General features: G+C 67.2%; 10 protein-coding genes and 1 tRNA gene. 3 read left to right on the forward strand and 8 right to left on the reverse strand.

What is annotated here, in order from left to right; translation table 11 throughout:
• Positions 1-3 precede the first annotated feature (3 nt).
• The 3 genes from OIM94_RS00960 to OIM94_RS00970 all read right to left on the reverse strand — a co-directional run bounded on the left by OIM94_RS00960 (position 4) and on the right by OIM94_RS00970 (position 6,184).
• Positions 4-1,797, reverse strand: coding sequence for an alpha-amylase family glycosyl hydrolase (locus tag OIM94_RS00960; protein WP_264608275.1), 1,794 nt, complete (start codon positions 1,795-1,797; stop codon positions 4-6).
• Positions 1,794-3,305 (reverse strand): tryptophan halogenase family protein, encoded by a 1,512-nt coding sequence (locus tag OIM94_RS00965; RefSeq protein ID WP_264608276.1) that lies wholly within the window; start codon positions 3,303-3,305, stop codon positions 1,794-1,796. The genes OIM94_RS00960 and OIM94_RS00965 overlap by 4 nt, the downstream gene beginning before the upstream one ends.
• A 65-nt stretch (positions 3,306-3,370) precedes the next feature.
• Positions 3,371-6,184 (reverse strand): TonB-dependent receptor, encoded by a 2,814-nt coding sequence (locus OIM94_RS00970; RefSeq protein WP_264608277.1) that lies wholly within the window; start codon positions 6,182-6,184, stop codon positions 3,371-3,373.
• Positions 6,185-6,450: 266 nt separating this feature from the next.
• Here OIM94_RS00970 and OIM94_RS00975 point away from each other — a divergent pair, with 266 nt between their 5' ends.
• From OIM94_RS00975 to OIM94_RS00985, 3 genes are all read left to right on the forward strand, one after another.
• Entirely contained in the window at positions 6,451-7,479 is a 1,029-nt protein-coding gene (locus OIM94_RS00975; protein WP_264608278.1) for a LacI family DNA-binding transcriptional regulator, read from the forward strand.
• 2 nt (positions 7,480-7,481) lie between these two features.
• Positions 7,482-8,972, forward strand: a complete 1,491-nt coding sequence (locus tag OIM94_RS00980) for an MFS transporter (protein ID WP_264608279.1) — start codon at positions 7,482-7,484, stop codon at positions 8,970-8,972.
• A 51-nt stretch (positions 8,973-9,023) separates the two neighbouring features.
• Positions 9,024-9,111 (forward strand) — tRNA-OTHER (locus OIM94_RS00985).
• A 64-nt stretch (positions 9,112-9,175) separates the two neighbouring features.
• On the opposite strand, the gene OIM94_RS00990 is transcribed toward OIM94_RS00985, so the two are convergent.
• From OIM94_RS00990 to OIM94_RS01010, 5 genes are read right to left on the reverse strand one after another with little or no spacing between them, the layout of a single operon-like run.
• Positions 9,176-10,204, reverse strand: a complete 1,029-nt coding sequence (locus OIM94_RS00990; protein ID WP_264608280.1) for a cupin-like domain-containing protein — start codon at positions 10,202-10,204, stop codon at positions 9,176-9,178.
• Positions 10,201-11,733, reverse strand: coding sequence for a tryptophan halogenase family protein (locus OIM94_RS00995; protein ID WP_264608281.1), 1,533 nt, complete (start codon positions 11,731-11,733; stop codon positions 10,201-10,203). Before OIM94_RS00995 ends, OIM94_RS00990 begins: the two co-directional genes overlap by 4 nt.
• A complete protein-coding gene (locus OIM94_RS01000; RefSeq protein ID WP_264608282.1) occupies positions 11,730-13,319 on the reverse strand; it encodes a tryptophan halogenase family protein in 1,590 nt (529 codons plus the stop codon). Before OIM94_RS01000 ends, OIM94_RS00995 begins: the two co-directional genes overlap by 4 nt.
• A complete protein-coding gene (locus tag OIM94_RS01005) occupies positions 13,306-14,745 on the reverse strand; it encodes a tryptophan 7-halogenase (protein ID WP_264608283.1) in 1,440 nt (479 codons plus the stop codon). Before OIM94_RS01005 ends, OIM94_RS01000 begins: the two co-directional genes overlap by 14 nt.
• A complete protein-coding gene (locus tag OIM94_RS01010) occupies positions 14,742-16,256 on the reverse strand; it encodes a tryptophan halogenase family protein (protein ID WP_264608284.1) in 1,515 nt (504 codons plus the stop codon). Before OIM94_RS01010 ends, OIM94_RS01005 begins: the two co-directional genes overlap by 4 nt.
• Between the last annotated feature and the right edge of the window lie 66 nt (positions 16,257-16,322).

The raw sequence follows: 16,322 nt of genomic DNA on the forward strand, positions 1-16,322 counted from the left end.
GGTTCACTTGGGCGCTCCGGCCGCGCAGACGGTGTAGCCGAACGCGGGAAGGGAAAGGGTGATGCTGCCGGGGGCAGCGGCGCTGGCGGGGCAGGTGCCTGCCAGCGTGCGGAAGGTGGTGGAGCCGGTCTCGACCTGGACATTGCCGCTCCAGGGCTCGGCGCTGGTGTTGAAGGCGATCACGGTTTCCGCGCCAGTTCGGGGATCGAAGCGCGACACGGCGAACAGGCCGGGCTTTTCGCTGGCGAAGCGCGTGACCTGCCGGCCGCGGGTGAGCGCCGGATGGCTGGTGCGCAGCTTGGCGAGCGTGGCAATCTCGCGGAACAGCGGATGCGCGGGATGGAAGCTGGGCGTGGCCGTCGTCGCGGTCGAGCCGAGCAGCTTGTTGTCATTGTAGCTCGGCACGCGGCTGCCGAACATGTCCTCGCGCGCGTCCTGATCGTTCCCGTCGCTGACGAAGCCCTGTTCGTCGCCCGAATAGATGGTGGGTACGCCGCGAAGCAGCAGCATCATCGCCTCGGCGAGCCGCACGCGCTGGAGCAGTTCCTCCTGCCCGATCTTGGGCAACGCCTGCCGGATGAAGGTGGCGATGCGGCCGGCATCATGGTTGCTGACGAAAGTCGGCAGACGGCGCGCCGTGGCCTCGCCGCCCTCGTACAGCACGTCCGCGGCGAAGGCCTTGGCAAGCCGATCGGTGCCCTTGCCGCTCATCACGTCGGTGACCGCCTGGTTGAAGGCGAAGTCGAGCACCGCCGGGAACCTGTCAACACGGGTGTGCCGGGCGAGTGCCGCCACCTCCGGATCGGCGACCTCGCCGAAGATGTGAAAGTTCGGAATGCCCCTGGCCTTGGCGCGAGCCAGCATCGCGGGGACGAAGGCCTGCCAGAATTCCGGGTCCACATGGCGCGCGGTATCGATGCGAAAGCCGTCGATGCCGAAGCGATCGATCCAGCCTCCAAAGATCTCGATCATGCCGGCGACGACCCGCGGATGCTCGGTCATCAGATCGTCCAGGCCGACAAAGTCGCCCATGGTCGAGCTTTCGCCCGCGAAGGTCGAGTTGCCGCGATTGTGGTAATAGATCGGATCGTTGAGCCAGGCCGGCACCTTCACCCGCTTCTCGGCCTCCGGCACGACGGGGGTATAGGCGAAATCGGGCCGGGTGAGCTTGGCGAAGTTCACCGCACTATGATTGTCATCCCCGGCAAAGCCCGGATTGATCGGCGCGCCGGTGATGCCGCCCCTGCGGGAATAGGGATAGTCGGCGCGGCTGCGATAGCTGCAGTCCCCGCACTCGCGAAACTGGATCACGTCGGCGGTGTGGTTGACGACGATGTCCATGTACACCTTGATGCCGCGCTTGTGCGCGGCGTCCACCAGCGCCTTGAACTCGGCATTGGTGCCGAAATGCGGATCGACCTGGGTGAAATCGGTGATCCAATAGCCGTGATAGCCGCCCGATTCCTGGCCCTTCGCCCCCTGCACGGGCTTGTTCTTGAAGATCGGCCCCACCCAGATCGCGGTCGCGCCGAGCGCCTGGATATAGTCGAGCCGCTGGATCACGCCCTTCAGGTCGCCGCCATGATAGAAGCCCTTGGAGGTCGGGTCGAACCCGGTGACGAGCCGGTCGCCGGTCAGGCCGCCGCGATCGTTGCCGGTATCACCATTCTCGAAGCGATCGGGGAGGAGGAAGTAGAGCACCTCGTCCTCGGGCAGGCGATCGCGGTAGGTCTGGGCGGCGACGGGCGTCGCGGCGAGCGCACTGGCGAGCAGGGCAAGGGCAGTCTTGCGGATCACGCGGCAATCTCCGTGTCGGCGGCGCCATGCGCGCGGACGAACTCTTCATGGGTGGGCATCTGCGCGACTTCGCGCGCGTTCAGCTTGGCGAGCAGGTCGAGATATTCGGCGATCTGGGCGCGCGGCGGCTGTGCGGCGACCGGATGATATCCCCGAGCGGTGATGCCCTGGCCGACAAGCACTTGCAGCCAGGCGACCTCACCGAACAGATCGCCCTCCTCGCGCACGATGTCGCCGCTCTCCCGCCACAGCGTGATCTTTTCGGCAAGGCCGTCGGGCAAGGGCGTTTCGCGGCGTTCGCGCCAGAACGGCTCGGCGCGGTCGTTGGCGGCATAATGGAGGATGATGAAGTCGCGGATGCGCTCGATCTCGTGCACCGCCTGCGCATTATAGGCGTCCCGCAGCGCGGCGGGCGGGCGGCGTCCGGGCAGCAGCTTAAGCACGCGTTCGACGGCGGACTGGATCAGGTGGATGCTGGTCGATTCCAGCGGTTCGAGAAAGCCGCTCGCCAGCCCGATCGCGATGACATTGCCGGCCCAGGCGGTCTCGCGCCGGCCGGCGCGGAAGCGGATCGGGCGCGGGTCGCCGAGCGCGGGCTCGTCCAGTCCGGCTAGCAGCCGCGCGGCGGCCTCGTCGTCGGACAGGTGACGGCTCGAATAGACGATGCCGTTGCCGGTGCGATGCTGAAGCGGAATGCGCCACTGCCAGCCGGCATCGTGCGCGGTGGCGCGGGTATAGGGGGTGAAATCGCGGGCGCGGGCGCTGGGCACCGCCAGCGCGCGATCGCAGGGCAGCCAGTGCGACCAGTCCTGATAGCCGACACCCATCGCCTCGCCGATCAGGCGGGCATGGAAGCCGGTGCAATCGAGGAACAGGTCCCCCTCAATCCGGCGGTCGCCGTCGAGGTGGAGGGCCTGCACATCGCCATCCTCGCCGGCACGCGCCACCGCCACGATCCGACCCTCGTGCCGCACCACGCCGCGTGCTTCCGCAAAGTCGCGCAGGAAGCGCGCATAGAGGGCGGCGTCGAAATGGAAGGCATAGGGCATGTCCGGCAGCACCCGGGCGGTGCGGGCAGGCCCGCGCTGCATGCGGTTGGCGAGCGCGGCGACATTGTTGAGGGCGTAGGTGCCCAGCGGCTCGGCCACGCCCTCGGCGAGCCCGCGCAGCCAGGTATGGCGGAAGGCGAGCAGGCCGTTGTCGCGACCGACATCGCCAAAGGCGTGCATGTAGCGGCCGGACTGGGTCCAGCCGACGAATTCGATGGCGAGCTTGTAGGTCGCGCCCGTGGCGGCGACGAACGCATCCTCGTCGATGCCGAGGCTGGCGTTAAACATCCGGATCTGCGGGATGGTCGCCTCGCCGACGCCCACCGTGCCGATCGCATCGGATTCGACGAGCGTGACGGTGAAGCCGGGGCCGAGGAAGCGGATCAGCGCAGCCGCGGTCATCCACCCGGCCGTTCCGCCCCCGGCGACGACGATACGATATGGTGCTGCGGTTGCCATGACTCACCCCCTCCGGTGCCGGCGGTACGGCCCGGTTCCCGCCACGGGAACCGGGCCGCCGAACGTCAGAACTTGTACGTGATACCGAGATAGTAATCCCGGCCGTAGCGCTGATATTCGCGCACCAGGCGCGGATCGCTCGCCTCGGTGGTGACGAAGGGCGCGTCGGTCAGGTTCTTGGCCTGGGCCAGGATCGACAGGCCCTTGAGCGGACCGGCCTGGAACTCATAGCCGATCTGCGCATCGAGCACGCCTTCCGAGTTGCCGGTACGGAACTCCGGATTGGCCGAGAGACCCGCCAGCTCCGCCAGGAAGCTGTCGCGCCAGCGATAGGTGGCACGCGCCTGGAAGCCGTTCTTCTCGAAATAGGCGGTGCCGGTGGCGATCCACTTGGACTGGCCGGGGATGGTTACCGCCTGGGTGGCATTGCTGCCATAGACCACGCGGCTGTCGACATAGGTGCCGCTGGCGAACACGCCGAACCCGTCAAGCGCCTGGGAGAAGGTGCTGAACGGCACCGACGCGGTTGCTTCCACGCCCAGGATGTCGCCGCGGCCCGTGTTGGCCGGGTTCCGGACCAGACCGAACTGCGCGTTCTGCGAGCGGATGATCGCCGCCGCGGACGCGGGCAGCGCCGACAGCAGCGCCGAGAAGTCATAGAGCGTGCTGTTGTTCGGATCGACGAAGTCGGTGAGGTGCTTGTAGAAGCCGGTCAGCGCCAGATAGCCGCCGCCGCGCAGATACTTTTCCACCGAGATGTCGATGTTGGTCGACTGGTAGGGACGCAGGCGGAAATTGCCGCCGTTCGAGCTGAACGGGCTGTTCTGCGGCAGGCTGCCGAGCCCGAGCTTCGAGAAGTCGATGCTCACCGCCTGGGTGATGCGTTCCTGATCGAGGCGCGGGCGCACCATCGTCTGGGCCGCGCCCATCTTGACGTAGAAGGCGTCCATCAGCTCGAGGCTGAACGTCGCCGAGGGCAGGAAGTTGGTGTACTTGGTGCTGTCCTTCACCGGCGAGGTGGTGACGATGCCGTTCTGCAGCGCGGCGATCGCGCCCGACGAGCCCTGGTCGGTATGCACCACCTGCAGGCCCAGCGTGCCCTTCAGCGCCTTGCCGCCGACGATGCCGTCGATGTTCACCTTGGCGTAGCCGGTATAGACCTTCTCGGTGACGGTGTTGTCGCGCACCAGCGAGTCCGGGCGGTTGTCGAACACCGGGCGGAGCAGGCCATAGACCTTGAGTGGATCATAGGTCAGCATCTTCGGCACGCCGAGATAGGCGAGCGCGACCTGCTCGCTCAGCACCGCGTCCGACGGGACGGCGACGCTGGTCGGCGTGCCGCTGGCGATGGTGCAGCCGGTGCCGGCGCCCGGCGGGCAGAGGAAGAAGGAGGTGTAGCGGCTCTTCTTCTCGCGACGGCTGAAGTTTCCGCCGATTTCCCAGCTCTTGACGATGCTGCCGCTGAATTCGCCGTTGAAGCTGGCGCGCAGCGACTTGAGGTCGTCCTCGAAGTCCGGGCGGTTGAGGAAGCCGGCCTGCACCACCGACTGGGTGCCGTTATAGCCCCAGCCGCGCGGGTCGGTCAGCTTGATGACGCTGGTGTTGGTATAGTCGAGCGTCGGCACGATGCTGTAGGTGCCGTTCGCGTTCTGGTTGATCTTGATCGTGTCCTTCGCGCCCGACGAATTGTAGCCGGTGCCCGAATAGGTCTCGAGCAGGAAGTCGGTACGGGTCGCGTGGCTCCAGCTGGCGTCGACGACGAAGTGGATGCTGTCGCTCAGCTTGAAATCGTTGTTCCAGCCCAGCGAGATGTTCTCGGCCTTGCGCTTGTTGTAGTCGTTGCGCTGCACCGCCACGACGTTGCTGAGCGTTGCGCTGGTCACCAGGCCGTTCTGCACCTGATAGCCCGGCTGGATGACCGCGTTCGAGCCCCATTGCGGCGCGATCGGGAATTCGATGCCGCGCAGGCGCTGGGTTTCCTCGAAATGCGAATAGAGGCCGTCGAAGGTCGAGTGGAAATTCTCGCTCGGCTGCCATTCCACGGTCGCGACGCCGCCATAGCGCTTGAGCAGGTTCGACTGCACGTAGGGCTTGGCGCCGCCAAGGAAGAGGTTGCCGCCCGCGGCGGACTCGTTGGGGAAGCCCCACGCCGCATAGCGCTCGATCTGGGTCGGCGTGTTCTGCGCCGAAACGCCGATCGCGATGCCCAGCGTGTCGTTCATGAACTTGTCGACATAGGTCGCCGAGGCGCGATAGCCGTATCGGGTGGCATCGGGGTTGAGCTTCTTCTGCTCGTTCATCTGGCCGCGCGCAGCAACGACAAAAGTGCGCTTCTGGTCGAGCGGACGCAGCATGCGCAGGTCGACCGTGCCGGCGATGCCAGCGGCGATCAGCGAGGCGTCGGCCGACTTGTAGACGTTGACGTTCTTGAAGAATTCCGAGGGATACTGGTCATATTCGACGCCGCGGTTGTCGCCGACGGTCACCTGCTCGCGCCCGTTGAGCAGCGTGGTGGAGAAGTCGGGGCCAAGGCCGCGGATCGACAGGCGCTGGTCGCGACCTTCGAGGCGCTGGGCGGTGACGCCCGGGATGCGCGCCAGCGAGTCCGCGATCGAGACGTCGGGCAGCTTGCCGATGTCTTCGGACGAGACCGAGTCCACGATCATCGTGTTGTTGCGCTTGATGTTCGCCGAGGAGGCGAGCGCCGCGCGGAAGCCGGTGACGACGATCTCGCCGCCGCTTTCCTGTGCGGGGGCTGTCGTGGCGGGCGCGGAGTCCTGCGCGAAGGCGGTGGTGGTGAAGCTGAAGGCAATCGCGGCGGCGCTGGCGCCGAGGGCGATGCGGGCGGCACGACGGCCGCGGAACGTGCTGAGCAACATGTCTCTCCCCAATCTCGTCTGTTCTGCCGGCTCTTGGGTGGCCGGATGATAGCCCCGCCCCATGCGGGATGCGCTGGATCTGCGCGGTGCCGCATTCAATCTTGCAAAAGGGGGTATGGAGGCCAGCCGCTCACATACGTATTCAGGCCCGTTTCGGACCCTCTGTGGCTTTTACGTACCCCCCACGCGATTGACGCGGAGGCGAAAACGCGGCCATGCATAATATGCGATGCGGCGAGGACGGCCGCACGCGGGGAGGAACCGGGATGGGCATGCAGCGCAAGCCTACGTCATTCGATATCGCCCAGTTGGCAGGGGTCTCGCAGCCTACGGTGTCGCGCGCTTTGCGCGGCGAGGCGGGGGTCAACCCGGCGACTCGGTTGCGTATCGAGTCGATCGCCAAGCAGTTGAACTACCGAGTCGACAAGGCGGCATCCAATCTGCGCACGCGCCACTCGCAGACGCTGGCGCTGCTGTTCTTCGAAGATCCGACATCCGACGACTCACTGATCAATCCGTTCTTTCACTCGATGCTGGGATCGATCATTCGTGCCTGCGCGGAACATAATCATGATCTTCTGATCAGCTTTCAGCAGCTGTCCAGCGACTGGCACACCGATTATGAGGATGCGCGCAAGGCCGACGGGCTGATCCTGCTCGGCTATGGCGATTTCGAGCTGTACCGGGCGCGGCTGAAGGCGCTGCAGGATGCGGGCACGCATTTCGTGCGCTGGGGATCGGTGCTGTCGGAAGGCGCCGGGCTGACCGTCGGCTGCGACAATCGCGGTGGCGGCGCCGAGGCGACGCGCCACCTGCTGGCGCGCGGCCGGCGGCGAATTGCATTTTTGGGTACGGCGTCCAGCCACTATCCCGAGTTTCACGAGCGCTACCGCGGCCACGCCCAGGCGCTTGCCGGTGCGGGGATCGCCGAGGATCCCGCGCTCCAGATCGACGCGATCACCACGGAGGAATCCGGGGCGGCCGCAGCCCAGGCGCTGCTCGACAGCGGCGCCGCGTTCGACGCGATCCTCGCGGCGAGCGACCTGATCGCGATCGGCGCGATGCGGGCGCTCCAGGCCGCGGGCAAGCGCATTCCAGAGGATGTTTCGGTGATCGGGTTCGACGATATTCCGGCGGCCAGTTCCGCCAGCCCGCCGCTCACGACGGTGATGCAGGATCCGCGCCTCGCCGGCCGCACGCTGGTGGAAACGCTGATCGGGCGGATCCGCGAGAAGCCGGTGGGCCCGGCGCTGTTGCCGACCAAGCTGATCGTCCGCAAGTCGTGCGGGGCGTGAGGGTGGAGAAACCGCGCCAGTCGTTCGCCGGCCTTTGGAACATCAGTTTCGGCTTTTTCGGCATCCAGATCGGCTTCGCGCTGCAGAATGCGAACATGAGCCGGATCTTCCAGTCGCTCGGCACCCGGCTCGACGACCTGCCCGCGCTGTGGGTGGCGGCGCCGCTTACCGGGCTGCTCGTCCAGCCGATCATCGGCCATCTCAGTGACCGGACCTGGTTGGGCCGGTTGGGGCGGCGGCGTCCGTATTTCCTAGGCGGCGCAATCCTCGCGGCGCTTGCGCTGCTGCTGATGCCGGAAAGCCCGGCGCTGTGGTTCGCCGCGGGCTTGCTGTGGATTCTGGACGCCTCGCTCAACATCTCGATGGAGCCGTTCCGCGCGTTCGTCGGCGACATGCTGCGCAAAGACCAGCACAGCGCCGGCTATGCGGTGCAGACCGCCTTTATCGGCATGGGCGCCGTGTTGGGATCGATCTTCCCCTGGGCACTCGAACATCTCGGCGTGTCCAATGCCGCGGTCGCGCACGGCGTGCCGGATACGGTGCGCTACGCCTTTTGGTTCGGCGCCGCGGCGCTGTTCTGCTCGGTGCTGTGGACGGTGATCACGACGCGGGAATACAGCCCCGCCGAAATGGCGACGTTCGACGGCCCCGCGCCGGCCGAGGACGCCGCCGCCGTACGCCTGCTCGCCGCACGCAGCCCGGCCGCGGGTATGCCGTGGATCGTGGCGGGCGGCCTGGTCGTCCTTGCCGTCGCGCAGCTGGCGCTGGAGAAGGAGGTCTATCTGCTCGGCGGGCTGCTGGTTGCCTATGGCCTTGCGCAGATTGTCGCGATCCTGCGCGCCAAGGCCGGCAAGGCCAGCATGCTGGGCCATATCGTCGGCGACTTTGCGGGCATGCCCCAGCTCATGCAGCGGCTGGCGGTGGCGCAGTTCTTCAGCTGGTCGGCGCTGTTCATCATGTGGATCAACACCACGCCGATCGTCGCCGGCGTCTTCTATGGATCGCCCGACCCGAAGAGCGCCGGCTATCAGGAGGGGGCGAACTGGGTGGATGTGCTGTTCGCCACCTATAACGGCGTCGCGGCGGTGGCTGCGCTGACACTGCTGCCACTGCTTTCCGCGCGCTTCGGCAAGGCGCGAACGCATATCTTCGGGCTGGTCTGCGGGGCGGCGGGCTATGCGAGCTTCTTCTTCGTGCGCGATCCGCACTGGCTGATCGCCAGCGAGATCGGCATCGGCATCGCCTGGGCCTCGATCCTCGCAATGCCCTATGCGATCCTCGCCTCCAGCCTGCCGCAGGCGAAGCTGGGCATCTATATGGGCCTGTTCAACGTCTTCGTGGTGGTGCCACAGTTGCTGGTGGCAACGGTGATGGGTTCGATCATGAAGCGCTTCTTCCCCGGCGAACCGATCTGGACGATGGCCTTCGCGGCGGCGACGCTGCTGCTGGCGGCGCTGGCGATGCTGCGGGTGGCGGCGCTCTCGCGGGATTGAGCGCTAGCCGTTGCGCTTTGCCGTGCCGCGGGTTTGCGGTACGGGAGGCGCGTCATCGTGGCGGAATTGGTAGACGCACCATGAGGATGGTCCCCGATCGTTGATCGCGGGTGCCGGGTTCAAGTCCTGGTCGATGGCCTCGCCTGAATCGGCAAGCGGTTGCCGTCGCGTGCTTCACAGGCATCGTCGACGCGCGGCGGCGGTCACCCTGGCCGCCGGGCATCGAGCGCGATCCGCAGCATCTCGCGCGCCATCTGGACCTGCTCGGGCGTAGGCTCTCCCAGCACACCACGGGCAGCAGGCGGGAGATGCTCGACCGGCGGACCCTCGGTCTGGAAGACAAGGTGATCGAACATCGTTCGCCAGGCGGCACGCTGGTCCGGCGGCAGGGCACGGATCGAGAAGAGCGCGTGGAGCAAGGCGTCCTGCGCGCCGAGCACGTCCTTGCGCGCGGGGTTCCACCAGTAGTTGGCGAACAGGTTCACCGCCTCCAGCGACTCCACCGCGTGCCACCAGTGGAACGGGATGTAGAGCGCGTCGCCAGGTGCCAGCTCGGCCATGTGGGCATGCTCGGCCGCCTTGGCATAGCGGGGAAAGCGCGCCAGATCGGGCGCCGCGGGGTCGACCAGGCTGATCGGCGTGCCGGCCGGGGTCAGCTCGATCGGGCCCATATAGAGGTTGGCCACCTGCTCCGGTGGGAACAGGGTAAAGCGTCGTCGACCGGTGACGACGATGCCGATATTCTCCATCTGGTCGTAATGCGTTGCGACCTTGATCGCGTTGCCGAGCCACAGCCGCGGGGGCACGCCCTCAATCCAGCCGAGCGCATTCTCTTCCATGAAGCCGGGCAGCAGCTCGGGCGCTGGGATCGACTGGACCGCCATCGCATAGCCGGTAGGGCGGTCGTGCTCTCGCAGCAGCCGGTCGAGGAACGGCCCCAGCGGCGAGGTACCGCGCAGGAAGTTGAGGCCGCTCATGTCCTCGTTGTAGAAGAAGCGTCCCTGGATCGTCGGATCGCCGACAATGGCATTCACCGGCCGGTCATGCGCAAAGCGGCGCAGATACGCGACCGCCGCCGCATCGCCCTGCTGGCTGGCACGTACCGCCGGCCAGTCGGCGGCGAGCCCGCGGAAGACGACGGGCTGACCGGCGGGCCGGATCTCGGCATGGAAGCGGACGGCGTCGATCGCTCCCAGTTCGCGCACCGGGCGCGGCGCGGGGAGGGCGGTCACGATGCCTGCCGCAGCGGGGGCGGGGCGCAGCCGATCTGGCGGAGATACTCGTCCTGAAGGGGCATGGCGTCGGCCGTTTCGTCAATCACTTGGGCGATGTGCTTGAGACGCTCGAGCGTCTCCGCATCGCTTAGCAGATCGGCGACCGGATGATAGCCTTGCGGCACGATCCCCTGGCCGTTCAGTACCGCCAGCCAGCTCGCTTCGGGAAACAGCTCCTGATGCTCGCGGAAGATGCGGCCATTGCGCGCGAACATGGCGAGCTTCTCGCGCAGGCCCTCGGGCGGCTCCAGGTCGCGGCAGCGGCGCCAGAAGGGGGAGTCGTCGCGCTCGGTGGCCTTGTAGTGGAGGATCAGGAAGTCGCGGATGTCGACATATTCCTGCGCGGTATCGCGGTTGAACCGGTCGATCTCCACCGGGTCGAAGCCTCGCGTCGGAAACAGCGCCATGAGCCGTGCGATGCCCGACTGGATCAGGTGGATGCTCGTCGACTCGAGCGGTTCCAGGAAGCCGCCAGCCAGCCCCAGCGCCACGACATTGCCGATCCACACGCGGTCGCGGTGGCCGGCGCGGAAGTGGAGCGCACGCGGTTCGGCAAGTGCCGGGCCGTCCAGATTGGCGAGCAAGGTCGCTGTCGCCTCGTCCTCCGACAGATGCTCGCTCGCATAGACATAGCCGTTGCCGATGCGGTGTTGCAGCGGGATGCGCCACTGCCAGCCCGCGGCGCGGGCGGTGGCGCGGGTGAGCGGCACGCGGTCGCGGCCCAGCGCGCACGGCACGGCGACTGCGCGATCGCAGGGCAGCCAGTGCGTCCAGTCCCGGAAGGCGGCGCCCATCGCACCCTCGATCAGCAGGCCGCGAAAACCCGAGCAGTCCACGAACAGATCGCCTTCCACCGTGGCGCCCGATTCCAGGCGCACGGCGCGAACCTGGCCGCTCTCGCCATCGTGCAGGATCTCGGTGATGCGACCCTCGGTGCGGCGTACCCCCAGCCCCTCGGCCAGCCGGCGGAGAAAGGCGGCATAGAGCCCCGCGTCGAACTGGAATGCATAGCCCAGCTTGGCGAGCGGCGAATTGGGCTGGTCCGGCCGCGGATGGGCGAAGCGCCCGCGTTTGCCCGCCATGATGCCGATCGAATAGGCATCGAGCGGCGTCGGATCACCCAGCGCGCGGGCCTTGAGCCAGAAATGGTGGAACTCCACCCCCAGCATGTCCAGGCCGTATACCCCGAAGGGATGCACATAGCGTGTGCCGATCCGCTGCCAATCGACGAACTCGATGCCCAGCTTGTACGTCGCGTTGGTCTCGCGGACGAACGCTGCCTCGTCGATGCCGACCATGCGATTGAACAGCACGATGTGCGGGATCGTCGCTTCGCCGACGCCAACCGTGCCGATGGCGTCAGATTCGATGAGGTCAATGGAAAGGTCTGGCATCGGCCCGATCAGCCGGGCGAGCGCGGCCGCCGCCATCCAGCCCGCGGTGCCGCCGCCGACGATGACGATCCGCCGGATACGGTCGTTCCTCACAGGGGCGATCCCGGCGCTGCGAAGGGCGCTTCCTCGGCGAAGGAAAAGGCAGGGAGCGCGTCGGGCGCGGGCGTCGGTTGCGAGGGTTGCGGGGCGATGCGGGCGAGGAACTCGCCGTGCGTCGGCATGTGCTGCGCGGTTTCCCAATAGCCCTGGCGCATCTGCTCCATCGCCTGCGCGACGAGGTTTTCGTCCAGTGCGTCGGCGGCGGGCTCATGCTCCTCGGGCACGATGTGCTGCCCCAGGCACACCGCGATCCAGCTGGGATTGGAGAACAGCTCCATGCCTTCGCGGAACAGCCGCCCCTTGGTGCGGAACAGCTCCAGCTTGCGCGCCAGGCTGTCGGGAATGTCCATCGTCCGGCAGCGATTCCAGAACGGTGTGTCGGTGCGCTCGGTGGCCTTGTAGTGGAGCACGATGAAGTCGCGGACATCGTCGTACATGTCGCGCATCTGGCGGTTATACTCGTCGCGCTCGATTGCGGCGAAGCGCTTGTCCGGGAACAGCGCGATCAGCCGGGCGATGCCGCTCTGGATGAAATGGATGCTGGTCGATTCCAGCGGTTCGATAAAGCCGCTCGACAGGCCGAGCGCGACGACGTTCTTGCGCCACATTTCGCGTCGCCGCCCGGTGACGAAGCGGATCCGCCGCGGGTCGGCGGTCGGTGCGCCTTCCAGCGAGGCGAGCAGCTGCGCCTCGGCAGCGTCGTCGTCGAGAAAGTCGCTGCAATAGACCAGGCCGTTCCCGACGCGGTGCTGGAGCGGGATGCGCCACTGCCAGCCGGCATCGCGCGCGGTGGCGCGGGTGTAGGGCGTCGGCTCGCTGACATTGGCGCAGGGCGCAGCGACCGCGCGATCGCAGGGAAGCCAGTGCCGCCAATCCTCATAGCCCGTCTGCAGCGCCTCCTCGATCAGCAGGCCGCGAAAGCCCGAGCAGTCGATGAACAGATCGCCTGCGATGGTGCGGCCGTCCGCAAGGGTAACGGATCGGACGAAGCCGTCCTCGGGTCGCAGGGCCACGTCGGTAATGCGCCCTTCCACGCGCTGAATGCCGCGTGCTTCGGACAGGCGGCGGAGCAGCTTCGCGTAGAGCCCGGCATCGAAATGGAAGGCGTAGGTGAGCTCGCGAACCGGGGTCTGCGCGGTAGGCGAGGGGCGGCCGAACTTGCCGAGCGAGGCGGCGACGCCGCTCATCGACCAGGCGGTGATGTCCGGCATCGGCCGGCGCGCACGCTCGCGCAGATAGAGCTGGTGGAAATGCACCCCCTGCAGATCCTGCGCGAAGGCGCCGAAGGGGTGGAAATAGCTGTCGTTCAGCCGTCCCCAGTTGCGGAACTCGATACCCAGCTTGAAGGTGCCCTTGGTCTCGGCGAGGAAGGTGTTCTCGTCGAGCCCGATCATCGCATTGAAAGTGAGGATCGGCGGGATCGTCGCTTCGCCGACGCCTACCGTGCCGATCTCGTCGGATTCGATCACGGTGATCCGGGTGTAGCCGTTGTTGAGAAAGCGGGAAAAGGCTGCGGCGGCCATCCAGCCGGCGGTGCCGCCGCCGACGATCACGACGTCGCGGATGCTATGCTCGTTCATGCAGGTGTCTCGATTGCGCGGCCCGGAAGGCGGCGGGGGCAGGCAGGGGGGCGATCACCGCGGCGAGGTGGGCGCGGTGGCGATCCATCGCGTGCAGCGCCTGATCCGGGGATACCGAATCGGCCAGCGCATCGGCATGCCGCGGGCGCACGCCCTGGCCGAACAGCACCGCGAGCCAGCTGTCGCGATCGAACGTCTCTTCCTCGTAGAAGGGCAGGCGACCGCGTTCGCGGAACAGGCGCAGCGTGTGCGCGAGCGATTCCGGCGGTTCGGTACTGGCGATGTCCTGCCAGAATTCGCCGGTGCGGCGGCTGGTGACATAATGGAGCAGCACGAAATCGCGCACCCGGCGGGCCTCGGCAAGGCTCTGCCGGTTATACTCTGCCTGCTCCAGCGGGTGGGGCAGGCCGGCGGGCAGCATCGCGATCACCCGATCGATCGCGCTATGGGCGAGATGCAGATTGCTCCATTCGAGCGGCTCGATCGACACCGCGGCGTCGCCGATCGCGACCACGTTATCCTTCCAGGGTTCGAGACTTGCGCCCGATTGGAACGCGATCGGTTCGCCGTCCAACATGCCCCCGGCACCGACGAACACCCGTCCGGACTGGAGCGCACCCGCCCAGCGCCAGCCCATGGCTTCGGCTTCCACGATCTCCGCAGCCGGCAGCTCGCCGGGCGCGGGCGACGCGAGCACCAGCCGGTCGCACGGCAGCCAGCGCCGCCAATCCTCGCGGGGCACGTCCAGCGCGCCATGCAGCCGTGCGGCAGGCCCGGTGCAATCGAGATAGAGATCGGCGGTGAGTCGGCTGCCATCCGCGCGGAGCACTGCCTCAAGGCCGCCGTCCGCGGCTCGGCGCACGCCCGCCAGATCGCCGGTCTCGATGCGGACGCCGACATGTCGGCAAAAAGCCGACAGCATCGCCGTATAGTGCGGCAGATCAAGCGCGAGGCCGAAGCCATGTTCGGCAAGCGGGCCCTCGCCGTGCGGCAGCACGAACCGCCCGCTCCGCGCCATCACGGCCGCCGCCGAAAACGCTTCGAACGGCGCGACCGCGCCGAGCAGGGCCGCGCGCGCCCATAGCAGCGGAAAGGAGACACCGTCGATCGCGCGCCCGTGCGGGCCATAAGCGTGGAGATAGTCGCCGGCCTCGCCTTCGGCGCCGTGCCAGCCGCGGAACCGGGTGCCGAGCCGATAGGCACTGCCGGTCCGCAGCACCGCATCCTCCAGTCCGATACCCAGATCGCCGTGGAAGCCGAGGATCGAGGGCAGGGTGCTGGCAATCCGGTCTGCCAGCGCGTCGTGCGGCGGCGCGACCGGCAGGATCGCCACGTCGAGCATCGGCACGCGCCGCTTGAGCGCTGCCGCCGCCGACCAGGCGGTGACGCCGCCGCCCACTACCAGGATGCGGCGCGGGGCGCTCATGCCGCTGCCGCCATCGCGCAGTAGCGGTCAATGTAGCGCAGATGCTCGGGCACCCTGGCGACGGTGGCTGTGATTTCCGACTGGAGTGCCTGCATGCCGCGCAGCAGCAGGGTGCCGTCCGGCTGGTCGGCGCGCGGATCATAGCCCTCGGGCACGATGCCCTGGCCAACATAGACCGCGATCCAGCTCGCATCGAGGAACACGCCCTCGCGATACTTCACCACGCGACCCGCGCGGCGAAACAGCTCGATTTTCTCGGCCAGGCTGTCGGGGACGGTCATGGTGCGGACATAGTGCCAGAAGTCCGTGTCGGTGCGGCTGGTCGCATGATAATGCAGGATCAGGAAGTCGCGGATGCGATCATATTCGAGGTCGATCAGCCGGTTGAACTCGTCCCGGTCGATCGGCGAAATCCCGTCGTCCGGAAACAGCTCGATCAGCGCCGTGATCGCCTGCTGCACGAGATAGATGCTGGTCGATTCCAGCGGCTCGAGAAAACCGCTGGCAAGGCCGATCGCCACGCAGTTATGCGCCCAGCTCCGCCGGCGGCGACCGGCGCGGAAGCGCAGCGGACGGGGATCGGCGAGCGGTGCGCCTTCGACTGCCTCAGTCAGCGCGCGTGCCGCCGCGTCCTCGGAGGTGAAGGCGCTGGCATAGACATAGCCGTTGCCGGTGCGGTGCTGCAGCGGGATTCGCCAGCGCCAGCCCGCGGGCATCGCGATCGCGCTGGTATAAGGCGTCACCGCGGTCTGGGTCCGGCAGGGCATCGCCACCGCACGATCGGCCGGCAGCCAGTGGTTCCAATCCTCGAACGGTTCCTCCAGCGCGTCGCCCAGCAATAGCGAGCGGAAACCCGAGCAATCGATGAACAGATCGCCTTCGATCACTTGCCCGTCGTCGAGACGGACCGCGGTGATGTCGCCGCTCGCGCCGTCGCGCAGCACCTCGACGACGCGCCTCTCGGTGCGGCGTGCGCCCAGATCCTCGGCGATCGCGCGCAGATAGGGTGCGAACAGCAGCGCATCGAACTGATAGGCATATCCATAGGTCGACGCGATCGACTGCGGATCGCTGGCAGGCAGATCGAACCGGTTGGCCCGTGCGAGCATGCAGGCGTAGGAAAAATGCTCCAGCGGCGGGACCGCCGCGCCCTCCACGCGCAGACGGGCCCAGTAATGGTGAAAATCCACCTCACCCTGGCCGCGGCCAAAGGTGCCGAAGGGATGGATGTAGCTGTCGCCGATCCTGCCCCAATCGCGGAATTCGATGCCCAGTTTGAACGTGCCGCGCGTCCAGGCCATGAAATCGGCTTCGCGGATGCCGAGCTTTTCCACAAAGCCGCGAATATGCGGCAGCGTCGCCTCGCCGACGCCGATCACGCCGATCGCTTCGGACTCGACGAGGTGCAGGTCGCAGCGGCCGGGCAGCAGCTTCACGAGCGCTGCCGCCGTCATCCAGCCGGACGTGCCCCCCCCTATGATTACCACCCGCTGGCTTCGACGCGATGCCATCGACTCTCCCCTCTTTCTCTTTTCCGGTAGGTTTCCAGCAATCTAGTGGCCGCTGTCAAACCTGTT

Source organism: Sphingomonas sp. R1 (assembly GCF_025960285.1).
GTDB lineage: Bacteria > Pseudomonadota > Alphaproteobacteria > Sphingomonadales > Sphingomonadaceae > Sphingomonas.